Below are 20,611 nucleotides of genomic sequence, written 5' to 3' on the forward strand. Positions count from 1 at the left end.
CGTCACACCAGCTTGAAAACGTCGTCGAAGCGGTTGAGCGCATCGTCGATCACGGCGTCGGTGTCCGCTAGGCTGGTGTAAATGCGGCTGCCGGCCAGCGTGATCAGGCCATGGGCGGAGTAGGCCGCGCCCATTTCTTCCATCATATGCTTGCGGGCCTTGGCCTCGTCCTTCACGCGCCACAGCTTGTACAGGTTGCCGGTGTCGAGCAGCAGCACACCGGAGGTTTGCAGGTGCACGATGGAGCCCATGTTGTAGGCCACGTAGGGCAGGCCGCGGCGCTCGATGATTTGCTCCAGGCCCTTGCGCAGCCGGTCGCCGGCGCGTCCAGCCTTGCCTGCGGCATCGGTGTCGATGACCTCCTTCAGGGCGTGGTAGCCCGCCACACAGGACAGCGGATTGGCCGACAGGGTGCCGCCCACGAAGGCGCGCTTGGCGGTGCTGCCGATGCCGCCCGCCAGCAGCAGCATCACGTCGCGCCGGCCGCCGATGGCGCCGGCCATGGGATAGCCGCCCGCCAGGCATTTGCCCAGCACGGTAATATCCGGCATGACGTTGAAGTAGGCCTGGGCGCCGCCCGGGCCGACCCGGAATCCGGTGACGACCTCGTCGAAGATCAGCAGAGCGCCGAATTCATCGCACAGCGCGCGGACTTGCTGGTTGTATTGCAGATGCACCGGCCGGGTGCCGCTTTCGGGGCCGAGCGGTTCCAGCAGCACCGCGGCGGTGCCGCCGCGCAGGCGGTTCAGTTGCAGTTTGCGCCGCAGGGCGTCGAGGTCGTTGGGCGGGCATTCCTGGGTATAGGCCGTGGAGCCGCGCGGAATGCCGGTCGCTTCCATGCGGCCGGTGCCGGGCAGGCGCATGCCATACACCAGCTGGTCGCTCCAGCCATGGTAGGCGCCGCCGATCTTAATGATCCACTTGCGCTTGGTGTAGGCGCGGGCCAGGCGCACCGCGCCCATCACCGCCTCGGTGCCGGAGCCCAGCAGACGCAGCATCTCCACCCCGGGCATGGTCTGGCACACCAGCTGCGCCAGCTTGACCTCGTATTCATGCAGCAGGCCGGTGACCGGACCGCAGCTATCCAACACCTCGTTGACTTTGGCGCGCACGGCCGCATGGTTCGAACCGAGCAGGGTGGGGCCGCCGGCCTGCAGGAAGTCGATGTAGCGGTTGTCGTCGACGTCGGTCAGATAGGCACCCTCCGCCTGCCTCATCGCCAGCGGGAAGGGATGGTTGAACGCCAGGTTGTGCTGCACGCCGCCGGGAATGACGTGGCGCGCCGCTTCCGCAAGGCGTTTGGAGCCGGCGCAGCGCTCATCGAAATAGCGCATCACCTTGGCCATGCTCTCCTTGCGCAGTGGCCGCATGGGCTGGCGTACCAGCTCGGCGAAGCGGCGGTACAGGGAGTCGACATCGGGCCAGGCCGAGATGGCCGTCGATGGGGAAAGGTCTTTGACGTTCATGAGTTCTCCATTGCCGCCAGCAGGCGGCGGAAGGCGTTTGAGCGGGCTGGGTGGATGTTGGCTTCCTGGGTGATGCGTTCGATTAAGCGTTGTTCGGCCAGGCGTTCAAGCGCCTCCACCGCGCGCACCGTCTGGCTGATGGTCGGACCGCAGCACAGCACCCCGTGATTGCGCATCAGGTAGGCATTGACGTCGCGCCGCAACGCACGGCGCACCAGGCGGGTGAGCAAGCCACTGCCGGACGGCATGTAGCCGACCACTGGAATACGCGGGCCCAGGATGTGGCGCTCCTGCTCATCGCGCGCGTCGAGCGGCTGGTTGAGCAGGGCGTAGGCGCTGGCGATCGGCTGGTGGGTGTGGATGCTGCAACGGACGTCAGGCCGCACGCGCAGCACGCTGGCGTGCAGTCCGGTTTCGACCGAGGGCGCGCGCTCGCCCTCGATCTGTCGCAGGTCCGACAGGCGAACCACGCAGACATCGGCGGCGCGCATGCTGAAGTAATCGGTGGCGGACGGGGTAACGGCGAACAGCTCCCTGTCGATGCGCAAGGCGATGTTGCCACCCGTTCCAGCCAGATAGCCGCGCCGCGACAGGTCGAGACAGATCTCGACAATGCGCTCCCGCTCTTCATGGGCAAACATGGGGGACTCCTTCGGTGGGTGGGTTCAGGCGTCGGTAGATCGGCGCCAGTGTTTGGCGTAATTCCTTGAACGTCGCGTAGCGGTCGTCGTACACCGTGCGCAGCGCGGTGGCGGGCTCGTAGACGCGGCGTTCGCGCTGTAGTCGGTGCAGGTCGTTAAAGCGCAGCTCGCCCATGCCGATGGCGGCAATGAAGGCGGCGCCGATGGCATTGGACTGGATCGGGTTTTCCATCTGGCGCACCGGCTGGCCGGTGACATCGGCAATGATCTGGCACCACAGGTCCGACTGCGCACCACCGCCCACGGCGGCCACCGGCCCCGGCGAACGGTCCAGCATGCGGCCAAAGGGCTCCATCATCCAGCGGGTGTTGAGGGCGACACCTTCCATGAACGCACGAATGATGTCTTCGCGCGAATGGGCCAGCGAGAGATTGATCAGGCCGGCGCGCAAGCTGGGGTCATCGACCGGCGTGCGCTCGCCAAACAGCCAAGGCATGTAAATCAGGCCGCGAGCCCCGGCCGGCACGCGGGAGGCAATGGTGTTGAGGATGTTGTAGACGTCCGGCCGCTGTTCGTCGCTGAGCAGTTCGTCGGGGTGGAACAAGATGCGGTCGCGCAGGAAGGAGAGATTGGCGCCGGCGGTCGATTGCAGCGCCAGGGCGAGATAACGGCCGTCGACGGCACAGGGTACCGAGGCGATCTTGCGCCGCACATCAGTTTTCTGGTGCGGCACGTGCGCGCCGAGCCAGGAGGAGGTGCCGAGGTACAGGTGGGAGGCGTAGTCGGCCACCGCCGCGCCTACCGCGACGGCGGAAGTGTCGGTCGCGCCGGCCACCACCATGGTGCCCGGATGCAGGCCGAGCGCCTCGGCCACGTCGCGGCGTAAAGGCCCCAGCAGTTCGGTGGAGGCGACAATATCCGGCAGCTTGTCGCGCGCGATTCCCAGCATGGCGATCAGACGGTCGTCGTAGCGGATGCGCAGCGGATCGCGGTTGTTGGTGACCCAGGCGGTCAGGATCGAATCGCGGGTGGCGCAGACGCGGCCGCTCAGACGCAGGTTCATGTAATCGAGCACGTTGAGGAACTTGGCGGTGCGCTCATAGCGCGCCGGATCCATGTCGCGGATGAAGGCGATATGGCCGGCGCTGTCCTTCCCGGACAGGGCGGGGGCGCCACCGGTCAGGCGCAGCCAGCGCCACAGCTTGAGCGGGCTGTAGCCCTCGATGTTGAGCCAGTTGCCCCGCGCGCGGCGGGTGATGGGGCCGGCGCCGCGCATGTCCAGCCAAAGCATGGCGCGGCCCAGCGCATTGCCGTCGCGGTCGACGCAGACCGTGCCTTCCGTTTGCGTGGAGCAGCAGACGGCCACGATCCGCCGCCGTACGCAGGGGTCTGCATGGCACAGCCGCCCGGCGGTGGTGAGCAAGGCTTGCCACCAGTCTTCTGGTTCCTGTTCCGCAGCTACGCCGTCCACGTGCAGGTGCACCGGCTCGAAGGCCCACGCGAGCACGGCGCCCTCCAGGGTGATCAGGGCACACTTGCAACCCGAGGTGCCAAGATCGACGGACAGGACCAGCGGCGCGCTGGCGCGGTCGCTTGACGGTGGTTGGACTGAATAAGACATGGTGCTGGCGGTGGCTCCCGGCGGACGATTGTTTCATGAAAGATAGTTATGACTAGCATATAGCGATGGCTATAATTCCGCAACAATTTTGTTCATGCGATAATTGGCCTGACTCTTTCCATTCATACTTCCGCCATGGTCACCAGCAGCACCTCGAGCAAACCCAGCCTAGCGGCCAAGAAAATCCCGGCCCAGCAGAGAGCTTCCGATACCTATGAACTCATCCTGGAGGCGGCCGCGCGGCTGCTGGCCGACGTCGGGGTGGAGCGTTTGTCCACCAACATGGTGTGCGAGCATGCAGGGCTGACGCCGCCTGCGTTATACCGCTATTTCCCCAACAAGTACGCGTTGCTGTGCGAGCTGGGGCAGCGCCTGATGCAGCGCCAGAATGAATTGATTCCACTCTGGATCACGGCGCAGGCGTTGCGCGGCAGCGTGGTCGAACTGGAGCGCGCGCTGGCCGGACTGTTGTTGGAAACCTACAAAGTCACCAGCGAGACGACCGGGGGCGTATGGATCTTGCGCGCGTTGCGCGCGGTGCCGACCTTGCAGAAAGTGCGTCTGGATTCGCACGCGCAAGTGGTGGCGGCGCAGAGTGGACTGCTGCGCGCGGCGTTTCCCGATGTGCCGCCGAAATCGCTTGAGCTGGTCGAGCGTGTTACGGTCGACATGATCTATGCAGGCGTGGAGCTGCTGTTCGACGAGCCACTGAGTCCGCGGGCGGTGGCCGATGTGATCGCCTCCATGATCGCCAGCCATCTGACGCGCTTGCGCGGCTAGTGCGGGGTGGCCGGCATGGTAGGCTGACGGCAATCCTCACTGCTGGCGGCACCTCGGATCGCAAGGGTATCCCGGTCGACCGGCTCTGAGCCAAACTCCGGCGGCCCTTTGCGCTCAGGGCAGGCGACTGTCCAGCGTCACCTGCGTACCACTCAGCCCCGGCGCGCTCGCGGTGAGCACCAGGCGGCCGGCCTGGCCGGGCCGGGTGCGCACGATCGCCAGCGCCTTGCCGTTGAAGACCCGGCGTGTGGGCGACTGGAAGGATTCGAAGCTGGTCGCGTCGCCGTTGTCGGTGGCGACGATCTCGCCCGGTCCGCTCAGACTGAACGCTACGCGATCGCTGGCGCGCGGTATCGTATGGCCAGCCTTGTCGGTCACCGTCACGGTCACGAAGGCGAGGTCGGCGCCGTCCGCGCGGAGCGTCGCACGGTCGGCGACAAGTCGAAGCCCGGCCGGTTCGCCCGTCGTTTGCACGGTGTCCTCGGCCCACGGCTTGCCATTCTTGTAGACCACGGCGTGCAGGATGCCGGGCGCGTAGACGACGTCGTCCCAGCGCAGCCGGTAGTCGCGCGGACTGCGCTTCTTGCGGCCGAGCGACGTGCCGTTCAGGAACAGTTCCGCCTCATCTCCCGAAGTGTACAAGTGTACCGGCGTAACCAGCCCAAGCCGCTCTGGCCAGTTCCAGTGCGGCAGCAAATGCGCCATGGGAAACTCGGGGCGCCAGCGCGCCTGGTACAAGTAGAAGCGGTCCTTCTTGAATCCGGCCAAATCGACGATGCCGAAGTAGGAGCTGCGCGAGGGGATCTCGATCTTCTTCAGTTCCGCCAGCTCCTTCGCGGCGCGCTGCTGCTGGGCGGGGTCGCTGAAATTCAGAAGATTCGTGCTGTCGCTGTTGTAGGGCGTCGGTTCGCCGAGGTAGTCGAAACCGGTCCAGACGAATTCGCCGGCGACGAAGGGATGGTCGTCCTGGCTGCGGAACTCCGTCTCAGCCAGCGTCGCCCAAGTGGGCGCGGTCAGGTCGTAGCTGCTGACCTGGAAGTCGGCCATGCCCTTTGTCCCATCGTCCCCTAGCGGGAAGAAATATACGCCGCGCGAGCTGACCGTCGACGCGGTTTCGCTGCCGAATATCGGAATGTGCGGGGCGCGGTCGTGGAAGTTCGCGTATTCATGTGGTTTGTAGTTATAGCCGAACAGGTCGACGGCTTCCTGTAGACCGTTGTAGCCCGCTTCGATGTTGTTGTTGGCCATCGTGAGCGGGCGGGTACGGTCTTCGCTGCGCGCGATGGCGGCCAGCCGCGCGGCGAGCTTCCAACCTTCGCTCTTACCCTGTTCGGGGATCTCGTTGCCAATGCTCCAGCCGAACACACTTGGATGATTGCGGTCACGCCGGATCATCGCACGCAGGTCCTGTTCATGCCAAGCGGTGAACAATGTGTGGTAGTCGTTTGGCTTCTTGCCGACGGCCCAGGCGTCGAAGGCTTCGTCGAGCACCAGAAAGCCCATGCGGTCGGTCAGGTCGAGCAGCTCGGGCGCGGGTGGATTATGGCTGGTGCGGATCGCGTTGACGCCCATTTCTCGGAGGATCTCCAGCTGGCGTTCAAGCGCTCGCGTGTTGATCGCGGTGCCCAGCGCTCCCAGGTCGTGGTGCAGGCAGACGCCTTGGATCTTGATGTGCTCGCCGTTCAGCAGCAGGCCGCGCTCCGGATCGAGCGTGATGCTGCGCACACCGAACGGCGTTTCGACCACATCGGCCACGCGGCCGTTCGCGTTGACGGTGGTGACAGCAACATAGCGCTGCGGGTTGGCGATGCTCCACAGGCGCGGCTGCGGCAGCGTCAATGCGTGGCTGATCATGGCCTGGCGTCCGGCCACGATCTTGACCGGTGTGGCCGCCTCTCGACGTGCGACAGGCTCGCCGAGGCGGCGGCCATCGGCGCTCAGTGCGTAGATCTCGGTCGTCACCCGCACGTTCGCTGTCGCGGCATCGTTCTGCAGCGTCGCCTGCAAGTTCACGATGGCGGACGTGGTCGTCACCTTCGGCGTCGTCACGAAGATGCCGTCCTGTGCCACATGCAACGGGGCCGTTTTGACCAGCCAGACATTGCGGTAGATGCCGCCGCCCGGATACCAGCGCGATGCGTCGGGCGGATTGTCGAGGCGGATAGCCAGCACATTCTGCGCGCCTGGGTTCACCCAAGGGGTAAGGTCCACGCGCCAAGAAGCGTAGCCGTATGGCCAACCGCCCACGTAATGGCCGTTTATCCAGACTGCGGCGTGCGACATGGCGCCGTCGACGTCCAGGTAAATGCGGCGCCCGGCGTCCGCCGCAGGCAGCGTGAAGTGCTTGCGGTACCAGCCGACGCCCCACGAGGGTAGTTTGCCGGTCTCGCCAGGATAGGATTGCTTGAACGGCCCTTCGATGCCCCAATCGTGCGGCAGGTTGAGGCTGCGCCAACCCGCGTCGTCGAATCCGGCTGCCGTGGCGACCGCGTTCCACATGTCCGGGCTGGTGCCGGCGGCCGGCGCCAGGGTACCGGCCGGGTCGCCCTTGTTGAAGCGCCAGTCGGTGTTGAAGGCAAGACGTTCGCGCGGCGATATGGCGTCGGTGGACCTGGCGTCCTGGAGCGACATCAGGCCGAGGGAGAGGCAGATAAGGAGGTGGGCGTGGCGTGTCATGGATGTTCCTGGATCAGCGTGTTTGTGTGGTGATGGTGCTGGGCGTGCCTTTGGCGCCGGCCACCCAGGTGTGGTTCCCGGCGATGCTTCGTCCGCTTGTGGCGGTGCGGGGGCGAGCGGGCAAGTCCCAAGAAAGCTTTTGAGCGTATGGTGCGGGTATCAAGGCTTGGTTACATCGTCCGTTCAGACGGTGCCAGGACTCTCGTCACACGCCATACTTCCAGTTGTCACGCACTGATGACCTGTGGCGTCATCTCCGCCATGATCGATACATCGTCACCGTTGGACAGGGGCCATGCTGCCAGTGCAGTCGCTAACCTCGCGCGACGACTGGTCCGGCGTCACTCCGTAACTGACGGTACCTGTACTAATGGTTGTCGATAGCCGACATTGGACAGCTTCAAGTATCTTCATTGATCTACACGCGTTAAAGAGAAAGAGACTGAAAATGAAAATGACGAGACGAGCCTTGCTGGCATCGGCAAGCCTTATATGTGCGATCCCGGCGCTGGCCAGCCCGGCGCCGCTCTATAAGAGATCGGGGCAGCCGATCCCCGAGCGGGTGCGCGACCTGTTGCAGCGAATGACACTGGACGAGAAGGTCGCCCAGCTGTGTTGTTTGTGGATGAATAAGCGCATGCTTGTCGACGTCGGCACGTTTGCCTTTTCACCGGAAAGGGCGGCGAAGGCAATCCCTCACGGGATTGGGCAAATCGGACGCCCGTCTGATCTCGCGGGAAGTGCCCGTTATCTGACCAACTCGTTTCGTGAGCCGGAGGATATGGTGAACTTCATCAATGCCGTCCAAAAGTATGCGGTGGAAAATACCCGCCTTGGCATTCCGGTCCTTTTTCATGAAGAAACCGCACATGGACTGGCGGTGAAAGGCGCGACGTCATTCCCTATCCCGCCGGCGCTTGGTTCGACGTGGGATCCTGAACTTGTCGAAGCATGTTTCACGCTAACGGCACGCCAGGCGCGGCTCCGCGGCGTCACAGTCGCGCTGAGTCCCGTGCTGGATCTCGTGCGCGATCCGCGCTGGGGCCGTAGCGAGGAGCTGTTCGGCGAGGATCCTCACCATGTTGGCGTGATGGGGGCGGCGGCGGTCAAGGGACTGCAGGGGCCGGCAAGGCCCATCGCGCCGGACCGCCTGTTCGCGACGCTCAAGCATTTCGTCCATGGCATGCCGCAGAACGGCTTGAACATTGGACCATCGGACATGTCGGAGCGCCTGTTGCGTGAAGCCTATCTGCCGCCTTTCATGGCCGCCGTGAAGCAAGCTAACGCGGCGATCATCATGCCGTCATACAACGAGGTGGGGGGCGTGCCGTCGCATGCCAACGCCGACCTGTTGCAAAAAACGGGGCGGGGACTCCTGGGCTTCAAAGGGGCGTACTTCAGCGATTATGGTGGTGTGGCGGAACTGGCGAGTTTGCATGGCATGGCCGAGGACCCAGATGGGGCGACGATTCTCGCTCTGAATGCGGGCGTCGATGCCGACCTTCCAGAGGGCAGCAATTATTTGCGTCTGGCCAAACTGGTCAAGGACGGTCGCGTCCCGCTGGCGAACGTTGACGCCGCCGTCGCGCGCGTCCTGGCAATGAAGTTCGAAGCGGGTTTGTTCGAAAATCCCTACGTCGATCCGGAGCGCGCGGCAGCTGTGCTCGACGATCCTGCGGCGATTCCACTGGCGCGCAAAGCCGCGCAGAAAGCCATCATCCTTCTCAAGAACGACGGCGTGTTGCCTCTTGACGCGAGCAAGACACTGAGGATTGCGCTGGTCGGTCCCAACTCGGTCACGCCGTTGTTGGGCGGTTATTCCGGCTGGCCGAAACAGACGGTCGGCGTTATGGAGGGAATGCGTGCCGCCGCCGGTCCGAACGTGACGATCGAGCAGTCCGATGGCGTGTGGATCAACGTGCCGGTGCCGCACGGCGTACGTCCCGAGGTCCAGACCATACGCAAAATCCCGCAGGCGGAGAATGAGGCCCGGATCGCCGCCGCCGTCGAGGTCGCGCGCAGATCCGATGTCGTGGTGCTGGTCGTTGGCGACAACGAGCAGATCACCCGGGAAACGGTCACGATGGTCAACCCTGGCGACCGTAGTTCCCTGGGCCTGTACGGCGATCAGGATGCGCTCGTGGATGCCATGCTGGCGTGCGGTAAACCGGTGATCGCGGTGCTGCTCAACGGCCGCCCTCTGGCGACGACCAAGCTTGCCCAAAGCGCGCATGCGTTGATCGAAGGTTGGTACCTGGGCGAGCAGGGCGGACACGCGGTCGCCGACGTGTTGTTCGGAAAAGTAAATCCCGGCGGTAAGCTGGCGGTATCGATCCCCCGCTCGATGGGGGAACTCCCGGCGTTCTACAACCGTCATCCCTCGGCCGATCATGTGCCTTATGTCGAGGGCAAGCGCCGGGCGCTGTATCCGTTTGGATATGGACTCAGCTACACCACCTTCGAGTTGTCCGTGCCGCGCCTGTCGAAGACGCGGATCGGCGCCGACGAACGCTTTGCCGTGGAAGTCGACGTATCCAATACCGGTAAGCGCGAGGGCGACGAAGTCGTGCAGGTGTATATTCGCGATATCGTCAGCTCGGTGCCGCGCCCGGTCCTGGAGCTGAAGGCCTTCCGTCGCGTCACGCTCGCCCCCAGCGGCACTGCCACGGTACGGTTCGAGCTCGGTCCCGAAGCGCTGGGATTTTGGGACAAGGCGATGAAATGGTCGGTCGAGCCAGGCGCGTTCATGATCAGTACCGGCAACAGCTCCGACAACCTGAAGTCGGCAAAACTGCTCGTTGTTTGACGATCGCGCGCTGTGAAGAATCGATTCCTGACGTGTCGTATACTGGCCGCGGCTTCGTTGGCGGCCGGTGCGTGGGGCGCGGCGCAAGCGGCCTCGCCGGCCCTGGTCGACGCCTTCGAGGGCAAACCAAGGCTGATCGTGCTCACCGACATCGGCAACGAGCCCGACGATCAGATGTCATTCGTGCGCCTGTTGGTGTATTCGAATGAGTTCGACATGGAGGGACTGGTCGCGACCACCTCGACATGGTTGCGGAATACCACCAACCCGCATACGCTCAAGGAAATCATTGACGCCTATGCGAAGGTGAGACCCAACCTGATGCTGCACGCGCCGGGTTGGCCGGAGGCGGCGCGGCTGCGGGATCTGGTGGTTACCGGACAGCCGAGATATGGTATGGCGGCTGTCGGCCCGGACAGGATGTCGCCAGGCGCGCAAGCCATCGTGGCTGCCGTCGACCGTCCGGACTCGCGGCCTGTCTGGATCAGCATATGGGCCGGCGCCAATACGCTCGCGCAAGCGCTGGCGCATGTCCGCGCAACGCGCGTGCCCGAGGCGGTAGACGCCTTCGTCGCCAAGCTCCGTGTCTACGCGATTTCCGACCAGGACGACGCCGGCCCATGGATACGACGGGAGTTCCCTGGACTCTTTTATATCGTGCAGCCGTCGACGCCCGATTCCGCCGACTACTATTATGCGACCTGGACCGGTATCAGCGGTGACGTCTATTACAGGAACGGCGAAGGCGCCGACGGTACGACGGTGACGAATGCCTGGCTCGATACCCACATCCGAAGCAAGGGGCCGCTGGGAACCCACTATCCGCGTTTCGCCTTTATCATGGAAGGCGATACACCGGCATTTCTTGGCCTGGTCAACAATGGTCTCAACAGTCCTGCCCATCCAGGTTGGGGGGGCTGGGGCGGCCGCTACATTTACCGCAAGCCTTATGGCGAGACCCGGTCCATCTGGACGCAGGGCGGCCATGTCGGCGGCGGGCCGTCATCGCAAGACGAAGTCGTTGGCGTCGACGGGAAGCCCCACGTGTCCGACCAGGCCACCGTCTGGCGCTGGCGGACGGCCTTTCAAAACGATTTCTCGGCACGGATGGACTGGACTGTCGAGCCGTTCTCCAAGGCCAACCACAATCCAATCGCGATTGTGAACGGCATTGAAGGCAGCAGGCCAATCGTGGTCGATGCGGAAGTCGGCAAGCCAGTCATCCTCGATGCCGGCGCGAGCCGAGATCCCGACGGACAGGCGCTGCATTTTCGCTGGATCAGTTATCCGGAAGCCGGCTACACGCTTGGTCGGCACATGGCGGGAATTACATTATCCAACGCGGAAGGTCCTACGACTACGATTATCCCGAAGTCGGTTTGTCGGCCCGGATGGCTCCCGGAAAACATGAAATGCAAGGACGGTGTTGCACACATCGTCCTCGAGGTGACGGATACCGGTACGCTCCCGCTCACGACCTATCGGCGAGTCATCTTGAATGTCCGTGCCTCGGTCCAATGAGGGCGTACAACATGATGGAGGTCGGACTCGTGCCTTTTAACGACAGATCCGGGCTTTCCCCAAACCCGAAAACCGCGCAACTGACTACTGTGAGGCAAAGCATGACAGTGAACTATATGAATGATGGTGGCGTGGGCAAGGGCGGCTCCGTGGACCCTGGCATGATCGGCAAACGGGGCCGGAGAATTTTCGCTCCATTCCCTGTGCTGGTGGACATGGTTCGCGCGATGACCGTCTTGATGGCGCTCTTGTGTACATGGCCGCTGCACGGTGCACGGGCTGCCGAAGCCGTGTGGATCACACATCCTGACCTGCAGGCTAAGGTCGCCACCGTTCTTCACTTAAGAAACAGCGTTGATCTTGCCGGCGTGCCTGAGACCCTGTGGATCGACGTGAGCGCCGACCCGCGGTTCATCTTGTATGTGAACGGGCGGCGGGCGGCCGCTGGTCCTGCGACCAGCGACCTCAAACACTGGCGCTACAAGCGTGTCGATATCGCGCCTTTCCTGCGCCAAGGACACAATGACGTGGGCGTTGTGGTCTGGAACCTGGTCCATTCCTCCGGTCCGCTTGCGCAAGTCGGCGCGCAAACGGCATTCTATTTGCGGGCCGAGGATTCTGCTTTTGAGATGTTAAACAGCGGACCCCAATGGCAAGGCCGGATTGATGCCGGTCACACTTCGATCGCCGCGGTAAAACAACTGTGGCGCCACTTGAAGGATGCTTTCTATGCCGCATCCAACCCGGAGGTGATCACGGCTGCGGACGCTGACTGGGGCTGGGAGACCGGCCCGTTGGCCCCGGCCGGTTGGAAAGATTCGGTGCCGGTCATTGAGGCAAACGCGACTGTGCCATGGACCCTGACGCCCGATCCGCTTCCCTCAATGCGGTACGAAGAAGTCGAGCCTGGTCATGTCGTGCGCACCGATATGTCCGCCACGACGGTCTTCCCGGCGCAACCGGTCACCATCCCGGCGAACAGCCACGTCAAGATCCTGCTGGCGCGGCCCGCGATGGTGGCAGCCTATCCATCCTTGACGGTTTCCGGAGGCGCGGACGCCAAAATCAAACTGCTGTATGCCGAGGCGCTCTACGACGCGCAGGGCAGGAAAGCCGATCGCGCCGAAGTTGGTACCCGCGTCCCCAGGGGGATCTATGACACGTTCATCGCAGACGGGGAGCGCCGTAAGTTCGAGTCGCTCGATTGGCGTGTCTGGCGTTTCCTCGAGCTCGAGGTGGAAACACAGGGGGCGCCCCTCACCCTGGAGAAGCTCACGGTTTTCGAAACCGGCTACCCGTTCAGACAGGTGGCGAAATTCGTCTCCGATGACGTCCAGTTGAACAGGATATGGAACATTGGCTGGCGCACCGCCACGATTGACGCGCACGAAACGTATATGGACTCGGCTTATTGGGAGCGGCTCCAGTATGTTGGCGACACCCGCTTGCAGGCGCTGATTTCGTACGCGGTGACGGGCGATGACAGGCTGGCTGTGAACGCCATCGATGCCATTGGTTGGTCCAACGTAGACGGGCTTACCGAGGGCGCTTATCCTAGCCGCACTTCGAACCTCATCGCACCGTTTTCGCTGATCTGGATTGGCATGCTGGACGATTATTATCGGTACAATCCGAATCCGGCGGTAGTAACGCGTAACTTGCCGCGTGCGCGCCAGGTGCTGAAATGGTATGCGAAATATCTACGTCCTTCGCATATCCTCGGCAAGACGCCGACGTGGAATTTCGTCGATTGGGTCGGGCAGTCCGGGCAGGACAGGGATGTCTTTCCTTCCTATGACCAGCAGGGCGAATCGTGCCTTACAACACTGTTCTATCTGGGGGCGCTCCAGCAGATGGCGCGGCTGGAATCGGCATTGGGCGATAGAAACCTCGGCGCTGCCGATGCGGACAAGGCCCGAGCGATTTCGGCAGCGGTGCGTGCCAGGTGCTGGAGCGCTGAGCGCGGCCTGTTCGCAGACGACCCGTCGCTGACAAAGTTCTCGCAACATTCGAACTCGCTGGCGATCTTGTACGGTGTGACGCATGGCCTCGAGGCTCGGCAAATACTGTCGCGTATCACACGGAACACCGGAATCGATGCACCGGAAGGCATAACGCAGACAAGCTATTACTTCTCATGGTATCTTGCGCAGGCTTTCGCGCATGCGGGCCAGGCTGATCGTTATCTGGCCTTGCTGTCGACTTGGCGCGACCTCCTTAAGCTGAACTACACGACCTGGCCGGAGGAGCGTGGCAACACACGTTCCGATTCCCACGCCTGGAGTGCTCATCCGACGGCCGACCTGCTCGGCTTTGTTGCCGGCATCCGACCAGACGCGCCGGGTTACGCGCGTATCCTCATCGCGCCCCATCTAGGAAGTCTGACCGCGCTGGACGTGACTGCCGCGACGCCGTCGGGGCCGGTACGGGTGCGCTATGGGGTGTCGAAGCGGAGCGTATCGACAACTATCTGGAAGCCGGCCGGTCTGCGCGGGGTGTTTCGGTGGAAAGGCAAGGATTATCCTCTTACGAAAACCAGGACGACTTTCCGATTGCCTCGTTGAATTCCTGCCCGGCAAACGCGTTTGCGGTGTCACCACACGGAGCCGATGAATTGCTGCGATCGATCAGTCCGGTAATGTGCATGCGGCGAACGAGGTCGGCAGATGAGCCCGCCGTGGCCCAGCATCGCACGCGCCCGGCGAGCGCATTGGAGTCCTGGCCCACAGATACCCGGTGCGGTCGCGCGCCAAGGCCTCAGTTGCGCCCTCCGGGGGCTGAGCGGTATGACGATCGACCCAGTGCGATGGGCCGGTTCCTCAGCTTCAACGTTGGCCGTTGCGGAACCTGGACAAGTGATGGACCGCGTCGTGCCTGCTCCAGCTTGACGATGCTAAGTTGTCGGGAAAGTCCCACATTTGGAATCGTATGGTTTAATATTTCCCTTCCGAAATTTCTGTTGGTGTTTTACATTGTAATATTTTCGCTGGTCTGCAGATGCCGCCAGCTTTGCACCCCAGCTTTGCAACAAGGAGGGCGTGCCGCAGGGCCGTTATGTCATTGAATTTTTCGCCTCCCATCCCCGGCCTGTTTAGTCGGCTCATCGCTATTCTATTCGCCAACCTGCGCACCAGGAGCTGCAGCCTAGGATCGCGCGACGCTGTTTTCCAGGGCGTAAAGCTGTTCTGGTTGCCAATATTGCTGACCTGTCTTTTGTCCGCGCCGGCCATTAGCCAGCAACTGCCCTTGCGTCACTATGGACAACTTGAAGGACTGGATAACTTGCAGGTGACCGCACTTGCTCAAGATGGCAAGGGGTATCTCTGGGTCGGCACCGTTAATGGTTTATACCGTTTCGATGGTGAGCGTTTTCGCCGGTTCTCACAGTCCGGAGGCATACCAGCCATTCCAGTGGCGGCGCTGCACACTGATCAGTATGGCGATGTTTGGGTTGGGACGAGACGAGGGATGTGCCGCATCGAGGGAGCAGCGTGCCGGACGGTGCATACCCGTGAGGGAACGGTACTGCCAGTCGGCATTGGTCAACACTTCGCATCATTTGGTTCTGATCAACTATTGGTAGTCAGCGGGGATCAGCTCTGGCGGGTTCAAGCTAAGCGGGACGGAGAGGGCCTTGAAGCGACCCCATTTTTCGGCGGCGGGCGCGCACGGTCAAGCGGAAACGAGGAGGTATCCAGCATCGCGACCGGACATGACGGTGACTTCTGGATGGGGTGCGGACCAAGGGTGTGCCATTATAGCAATGGCGAATTGCGGGTATTTGGCCACGCGCAAGGAGTACCGACCGGTGGCAAGAGCTGGCCGGCGTTGCTGCTCGATGGCAAGGGGGAACTGTGGTGCCGCAGCAGCACGGGAATGATGATGTCGCTGCCGCCAGGCGCCGGGCGGTTCATTGAGCGTCGCCCGGCGCCGCTTGGGGGGGACGGTATCATAGCGCCGGTCATGACGGCGGACCTGGATGGGCGGCTGGTCACATCCAACGGCTTCGGCTTGCTGCGTGGTTCGCCAGGAAATTGGCAAGCGATAGGTGAGGAGCAGGGATTTAACCCAGATGACGAGGTTAGCGCGCTGTTGATGGACCGGGATGGCGATCTATGGATAGGAATCGCTGGGCGAGGACTGGTTCATTGGCAAGGCTATCGCCAATGGGAGAGCTGGAGTACTCGTCAGGGTTTGCCGAGCAACACAGTGTGGTCTTTTTTACGCGCCAATGACGGGGCGTTGCTGGTCGGTACTGGACAAGGGGCGGCAAAACTGGATCCCGTTACACGTCGATTCATTGTCCATCCAATAGCTGCGGGAGCAGACCGGACCCAGTGGAGCAGTATGGTCGAAGACCGGTCCGGCAATGTTTGGGCCAGCTCGTTTTCCGGCTTGCTGCTCAGGAAGCTCCGTTCTGGCGGCCGCTTCGAGGTGGTGGCAAAGCTGCCCATGATACAGATACTGTTGGTTGACAGCGGCGGAAATCTGTGGATTTGCACCGAGCAAGGGCTGTATCGATTAGAGAACGGTGCCAACAAGCCTCGGTTGGTAAGCTTGAGCGAACGCATGGCTGGAGTGCGGACGGAGTCCGCAATACGCGCTGCTTGCCAGACCGCGCTTGGTGTTCAGTGGTTCATTGCTGATGGTGTCTTGTTGCGGCACGTGGAAGGGCATTGGTCCCGGCCGCAATTTGCGTCGTCCGTGGATATGAAGCTGATTGATCTGAGCTGTGATGAGAATAGCCTGCTGTTAACCCATGCGGATGAGACCAAAGTGTGGTGGGTGGATGCGGATGCGCTTGCCCCACAGCTGTCGTCGCGTACGTTCGATCTCGCTAACAGTCCGCTCAAAGGCCGCACGGTGCAATCGACATTGATAGACAGCCGCCGCTGGCTGTGGGTCGGTACCGAGGGCGGGATCGGCGTCTGGAATGGTCGGGGCTGGCGTGTGCTCAATCAGCAAAGCGGGCTGATATGGAACGACACCAGTCAGCATGCATTGTACGAAGACCTTGATGGTTCGGTGTGGATTGGGACCTCGAATGGCGTGTCCCACTTGTCCCATCCGGAAGAGTTGTTTACGCTACGGCCGCAAAAAGTTTTGATCGACTCGGTCACTGTCGATGACGCACCGCAAGCGACCACCTCGTTTTCTGTTCCATGGAGTAAAGGGACCTTGGCGGTAAAACTGGCGGTGTTGTCGTTCCAGAATTACGAGGGACTGCGCTACCGCTACTTCCTGCGCGGACTGGATCATGACTGGAGCATTACCGAATCGTCGGAACTGCGCTATACGGCGCTGGCGCCGGGTAGTTATGTGCTGAAGGTCATGGCGGAAAATATCGTGACGCAGACCAGTTCCCCGGTAGAGGAGCTTACGTTCACAGTGATGCCGCCATGGTGGCAGTCGTATTGGTTTTACGCTGCGGCGTTGACGCTGATGATCGGAGCGACAGCAGGTCTATCGGTAGCGCTTTCCCGTTGGCGCTGGCGCAAGATGTTGCTGAGACAGCGCGAGATGGAGGCCTTGGTTCAGCAGCGCACACAGGAACTGGAAGTGTCGCGTGAAGAGCACCGCCAGCGCTCGCTACGGGACAGCCTGACTCAGATATGGAACCGGGCTGCGATTATGGACCTGATTACCCGGCAGATCGCCGAGACACAGGCCAGCGGCAGGCCGTTCCTTTTGGTGCTGCTGGACCTCGATCACTTCAAGCGTATCAACGATACCTATGGGCATTTGGCAGGCGACGCGGTATTGAAGGAATTCGTGCGCCGGACTCAGGAACGTTTGCGAGATGATGATGCGCTTGGCCGTTACGGCGGGGAGGAGTTCTTGTTGCTGTTGCCTGGTCTGGATGCGAATAGTGGACGCAGGCGTCTTAATGGTTTGCATCTCGAAGTCTGCGCCGCGCCGATGGAAATCGGGGAGGGGGGAGCGATTGATGTGACCTGTAGTTTCGGCGTGGCGACCGGAGCCGGGAACGCCACGGCAGAGTCACTGATCCAACAGGCTGACATGGCGTTATACCGCGCCAAGGAAAACGGGCGTAATAGGATCGAATACGGCTAACTTTGAGCTTGCTATCGCCCGGCACCATCCAACAAGATATCCAGCATGCGCTTCGGATTTTTAATGAAATCATGCATTACTTGGAAATGCTCGGTCTCTTCATAGCGAACTCGTTTGAGTCCTGTGTCCGAACACGCGTAGACATACGCATCCGGATACGCCATCAGAACCGGCGAGTGCGTCGCGATCACGAACTGCGCACCATCAGCGGCAAGTTCATGGAGCCGGCTCAGTAAAGAAAGCTGACGCTGAGGCGACAGGGCGGCCTCGGGTTCATCCAGTATGTAGAAGCCCTCGCCACGAAAGCGATGCATTACCAGGCTCCAGAACGATTCGCCGTGCGACTGTTCGTGCAATGCGGTAGCGTACGCCTCGGCCTGCAAGCCAACCAAGCAGGAGAGTAAGATCGATGCGTTCAACCCGATGACATTCTTCACGGCCTGCAAAAGCCTTCGCGTTGACGTGCCAAGGCTCTGAACTAACTGCGGATGGTATCTTTGATGGTATCGAAGAAAGTCCTTGGCGAAATTGCCCAAGGATTCAGCGTGTTCGAGGTTTCGCTAGTCATTGAGTGGGGATGGTGCGTTTTGTGGATACTGGCGCATCGTTGTCGCATATTGCCTCATAAAGTTTGGATAGTGTCGACACGGAGATACCCGACAGTTGGCCTACTGCTGCGTACGATATTCCCGAACGCAGCATGTCAATAATTACTGAGTGCCTCAGTGCCTGGATTGGCGAGCTCGTTGGGAATTCTGCCGCGCGTGCATACCTCTGAACCCGTCTGCTGAGTCCCCTGATCGACCAAGCGGCGCCGCTGCTGCGAACGATAAGTCGCTCACTGCCTAAGCGATCCCGTATGATTTCCGTCAAAAAGCTGGAAACGTCCGGGGGAAGTGCTAGTTTCAGCGGAGCATCGCCGACAAGCAAATCATTGTGGAACTCTCCGGTCGTCACGTCGAAGCTCTCGACTTTGAGGGATATCAATACCGATGGCGGGAGAGGCAATAGACAAAGCGCTTGTGCCATGGGCTTGAAGCTCTTACTTGCGACGGAGATAAATTGCCCGCGCAAGCTGCGGGTAATGTACGGCAGTTGGTGACGACTCGCCTCCCGCGTCACCCGCAGTGCTGATCGCCACGCGCTGTCATCCGTTACCAAGCCATCCGCAATCGCTTGATTGAGTGCTGCTCGCACGACGGCGAGATCGCGGAAAGCGGTCGCAGGTTGGCGCGGTCGTAGTTTTGAATCGGCGCCGGTCACCGGGGCAGAGATCAAGCGGACGCGAAACTGCTTCAACTGGTCGCTGGTCAATTTTGACAGTACACATCCCGCTAGTGGGTCGGATTCGACCCAGCGGCGATAGCGAGCCGCGAGTTCATTCGCTGCCGCATCACCTTTGGCGGCGCGCACCTTCTCGGTAAAGCGATGACACGCAAGCAGCACAGTCAAGGGGGCGTCGTTCGGTCCGTTCTGCATTGCAGCTCCCTTGTTCGATTCAAGGTTTTTGTTCGTCGATTCTATTCTTATCGTTCGACGGAGGGAGCAGCGATGACAAGGCTGCGGTCGCAACATGATCGCGTAGATGCCCGTAGTGCTTTTCGATCATCGCCACCGATGTGCCGCTGATCTTTGCTACGGTCAGCAGGTCGGCACCAGCGCACACCATGTCGGTTATGGCTGAATGGCGGAGCGTGTACAGCACGGTTTGCTCCGGCAGCCCAGCTTTGAGGACAGCGCGTTTGATCAGTTTTTTCCACGCGTCTTTGGTCCAGGGCAGACCGCACTCGCGCACGAACAGCGGCTCGCCTGCAGAGCGATTGGCGGCGATGCGGGTGAGGAACTCGTTCACTGCTGCGGGAAGCGGAAGCCAGCGGTTGGCCCCTGCCTTATCCTTGCCCACACTAAGCGTGCTTAGCCGAGGCTCGTGACTGCCCACTTTTAGATGGGCGACCGCGCCCGGACGCATGGGCAGCATGGCCAGTCCTTGCAAGAACACCGCGATATCGCCGCTGCCATGCTCGATCAGCTGCAAACGCTGGCTGAGATCGAGGTACAGGGTACGGCGCTGGCCAACGTTTTTATACGAGCACAATGCTTGCCTCCACGCCCGATCGGAGGTGATCAGTCCGTCCTGCAATGCTTGGTTAAGCGCTGCGCGCAGCGGTGCAATATCACGGTTGACGGTATCAAGGCTGCGAGGGTGTTGCGGCAGATACTTCGGCTTGACTGGCTTATCCCTGACCCGTTTGCGCCAGGCGCGCGCCTGGTCCGCTGTGAGCTCATCGATCGGAATAGCGGCGATTGGATCCGGCGCGATCCAGCGTGCGAAGCGCGCTGCCAGTTCGTCCGCGGCATGATCGCCTTTGGCAATGCGAGCATGTTCGACGTACTGCTCACAGACGTTCAAAATTGTCGGTCTCGGCTTCTGCGTCGACTGCGGCGCGGGCGGCGGGCTTGGCTGGGACAGCAGCTTTTGCGCGGCCGCCAGCGCGTGGTCGAAGCGTTGATGCGCTGGAACGTCTTCGAAGGTTCCGAGCGGGTACCAATGGCGGGTACCACCGTTGGCCTCGCGAGCGCGCGCCAGCCAAGTGCCGGTGCTGCTGGCAATTTGTTTGCGATACCCGAGGTAAAAGCCAACCCGAATACGCTGCCAGTAGGGATCGCGACGGGGTGGCAGGCCATGTCGAGCAGCCACTGTGTCGATTTTGAAAGACATCCATTTCTCCGGTAGCTCTGGCCCTCAATTGATGAAACACGGTAGCAGAGCATGACAAAAGTATGACAAACATTAGCGGAATCCCGCGAACGCCGGCGGACATAGATCAATCTGAGCGTGCTACAAGCAGCAATATTTTTAGCGGGGGTGTGTTGCCTCGCATTGAATCGATTTTGGCCTGTACGTCACAGGGGAAGGCCGCTATAATGCCGCCGATCGACGGGAGGTTAGCTCAGGGGTAGAGCACTGCATTCACACTGCAGGGGTCGCAAGTTCGAAACTTGCACTTCCCACCAGAATTCTAGT

At 61.6% G+C, this 20,611-nt stretch carries 11 protein-coding genes, 1 tRNA gene and 1 pseudogene; 6 read left to right on the plus strand and 7 right to left on the minus strand.

All coding sequences use genetic code 11. From position 1 onward, the window contains the following. Positions 1-2 precede the first annotated feature (2 nt). The 3 genes from FHW83_RS16765 to FHW83_RS16775 are packed head-to-tail and all read right to left on the minus strand — an operon-like array spanning position 3 to position 3,728. Positions 3-1,466 carry an aspartate aminotransferase family protein gene (locus tag FHW83_RS16765; RefSeq protein ID WP_176647487.1) on the minus strand — a complete coding sequence of 488 codons (1,464 nt, stop codon included), beginning with the start codon at positions 1,464-1,466 and terminating at the stop codon, positions 3-5. After that, positions 1,463-2,107 carry a class II aldolase/adducin family protein gene (locus tag FHW83_RS16770; RefSeq protein WP_176647488.1) on the minus strand — a complete coding sequence of 215 codons (645 nt, stop codon included), beginning with the start codon at positions 2,105-2,107 and terminating at the stop codon, positions 1,463-1,465. The genes FHW83_RS16765 and FHW83_RS16770 overlap by 4 nt, the downstream gene beginning before the upstream one ends. Further along, positions 2,094-3,728, minus strand: coding sequence for an FGGY-family carbohydrate kinase (locus tag FHW83_RS16775; RefSeq protein ID WP_176647489.1), 1,635 nt, complete (start codon positions 3,726-3,728; stop codon positions 2,094-2,096). Before FHW83_RS16775 ends, FHW83_RS16770 begins: the two co-directional genes overlap by 14 nt. 135 nt (positions 3,729-3,863) lie before the next feature. On the opposite strand from FHW83_RS16775, the gene FHW83_RS16780 reads away from it, so the two are divergent. After that, positions 3,864-4,508 (plus strand): TetR/AcrR family transcriptional regulator, encoded by a 645-nt coding sequence (locus tag FHW83_RS16780; RefSeq protein WP_176647490.1) that lies wholly within the window; start codon positions 3,864-3,866, stop codon positions 4,506-4,508. Positions 4,509-4,622: 114 nt separating this feature from the next. On the opposite strand, the gene galB is transcribed toward FHW83_RS16780, so the two are convergent. Then, on the minus strand, positions 4,623-7,184 hold the full coding sequence (gene galB, locus FHW83_RS16785; RefSeq protein ID WP_176647491.1) for a beta-galactosidase GalB: 2,562 nt from the start codon (positions 7,182-7,184) through the stop codon (positions 4,623-4,625). A gap of 448 nt (positions 7,185-7,632) precedes the next feature. On the opposite strand from galB, the gene FHW83_RS16790 reads away from it, so the two are divergent. The 4 genes from FHW83_RS16790 to FHW83_RS16805 all read left to right on the plus strand — a co-directional run bounded on the left by FHW83_RS16790 (position 7,633) and on the right by FHW83_RS16805 (position 17,586). Then, positions 7,633-9,990: a glycoside hydrolase family 3 N-terminal domain-containing protein gene (locus FHW83_RS16790; RefSeq protein WP_176647492.1), complete on the plus strand. Its 2,358-nt coding sequence runs from the start codon at positions 7,633-7,635 to the stop codon at positions 9,988-9,990. A gap of 12 nt (positions 9,991-10,002) precedes the next feature. Further along, positions 10,003-11,511: a DUF1593 domain-containing protein gene (locus FHW83_RS16795; RefSeq protein ID WP_218106319.1), complete on the plus strand. Its 1,509-nt coding sequence runs from the start codon at positions 10,003-10,005 to the stop codon at positions 11,509-11,511. A gap of 101 nt (positions 11,512-11,612) precedes the next feature. Then, positions 11,613-14,075, plus strand: a complete 2,463-nt coding sequence (locus FHW83_RS16800; protein WP_176647493.1) for an alpha-L-rhamnosidase C-terminal domain-containing protein — start codon at positions 11,613-11,615, stop codon at positions 14,073-14,075. Between the two features lie 490 nt (positions 14,076-14,565). After that, positions 14,566-17,586: a ligand-binding sensor domain-containing diguanylate cyclase gene (locus FHW83_RS16805; RefSeq protein ID WP_176647494.1), complete on the plus strand. Its 3,021-nt coding sequence runs from the start codon at positions 14,566-14,568 to the stop codon at positions 17,584-17,586. Between the two features lie 11 nt (positions 17,587-17,597). On the opposite strand, the pseudogene FHW83_RS16810 reads toward FHW83_RS16805, so the two are convergent. From FHW83_RS16810 to FHW83_RS16820, 3 genes and pseudogenes are all read right to left on the minus strand, one after another. Continuing rightward, positions 17,598-17,945, minus strand: a pseudogene (locus FHW83_RS16810) (AAA family ATPase); the annotation flags it as partial. A 205-nt stretch (positions 17,946-18,150) separates the two neighbouring features. Next, positions 18,151-19,065 (minus strand): site-specific integrase, encoded by a 915-nt coding sequence (locus FHW83_RS16815; protein WP_176647495.1) that lies wholly within the window; start codon positions 19,063-19,065, stop codon positions 18,151-18,153. Positions 19,066-19,084: 19 nt separating this feature from the next. After that, positions 19,085-20,305 carry a tyrosine-type recombinase/integrase gene (locus tag FHW83_RS16820; protein WP_176647496.1) on the minus strand — a complete coding sequence of 407 codons (1,221 nt, stop codon included), beginning with the start codon at positions 20,303-20,305 and terminating at the stop codon, positions 19,085-19,087. Between the two features lie 221 nt (positions 20,306-20,526). Here FHW83_RS16820 and FHW83_RS16825 point away from each other — a divergent pair. After that, positions 20,527-20,601: transfer RNA gene (locus tag FHW83_RS16825), tRNA-Val, on the plus strand. Positions 20,602-20,611: the final 10 nt, after the last annotated feature.

The sequence above is a fragment of the Duganella sp. SG902 genome (genome assembly GCF_013376005.1).
GTDB lineage: Bacteria > Pseudomonadota > Gammaproteobacteria > Burkholderiales > Burkholderiaceae_D > Rugamonas.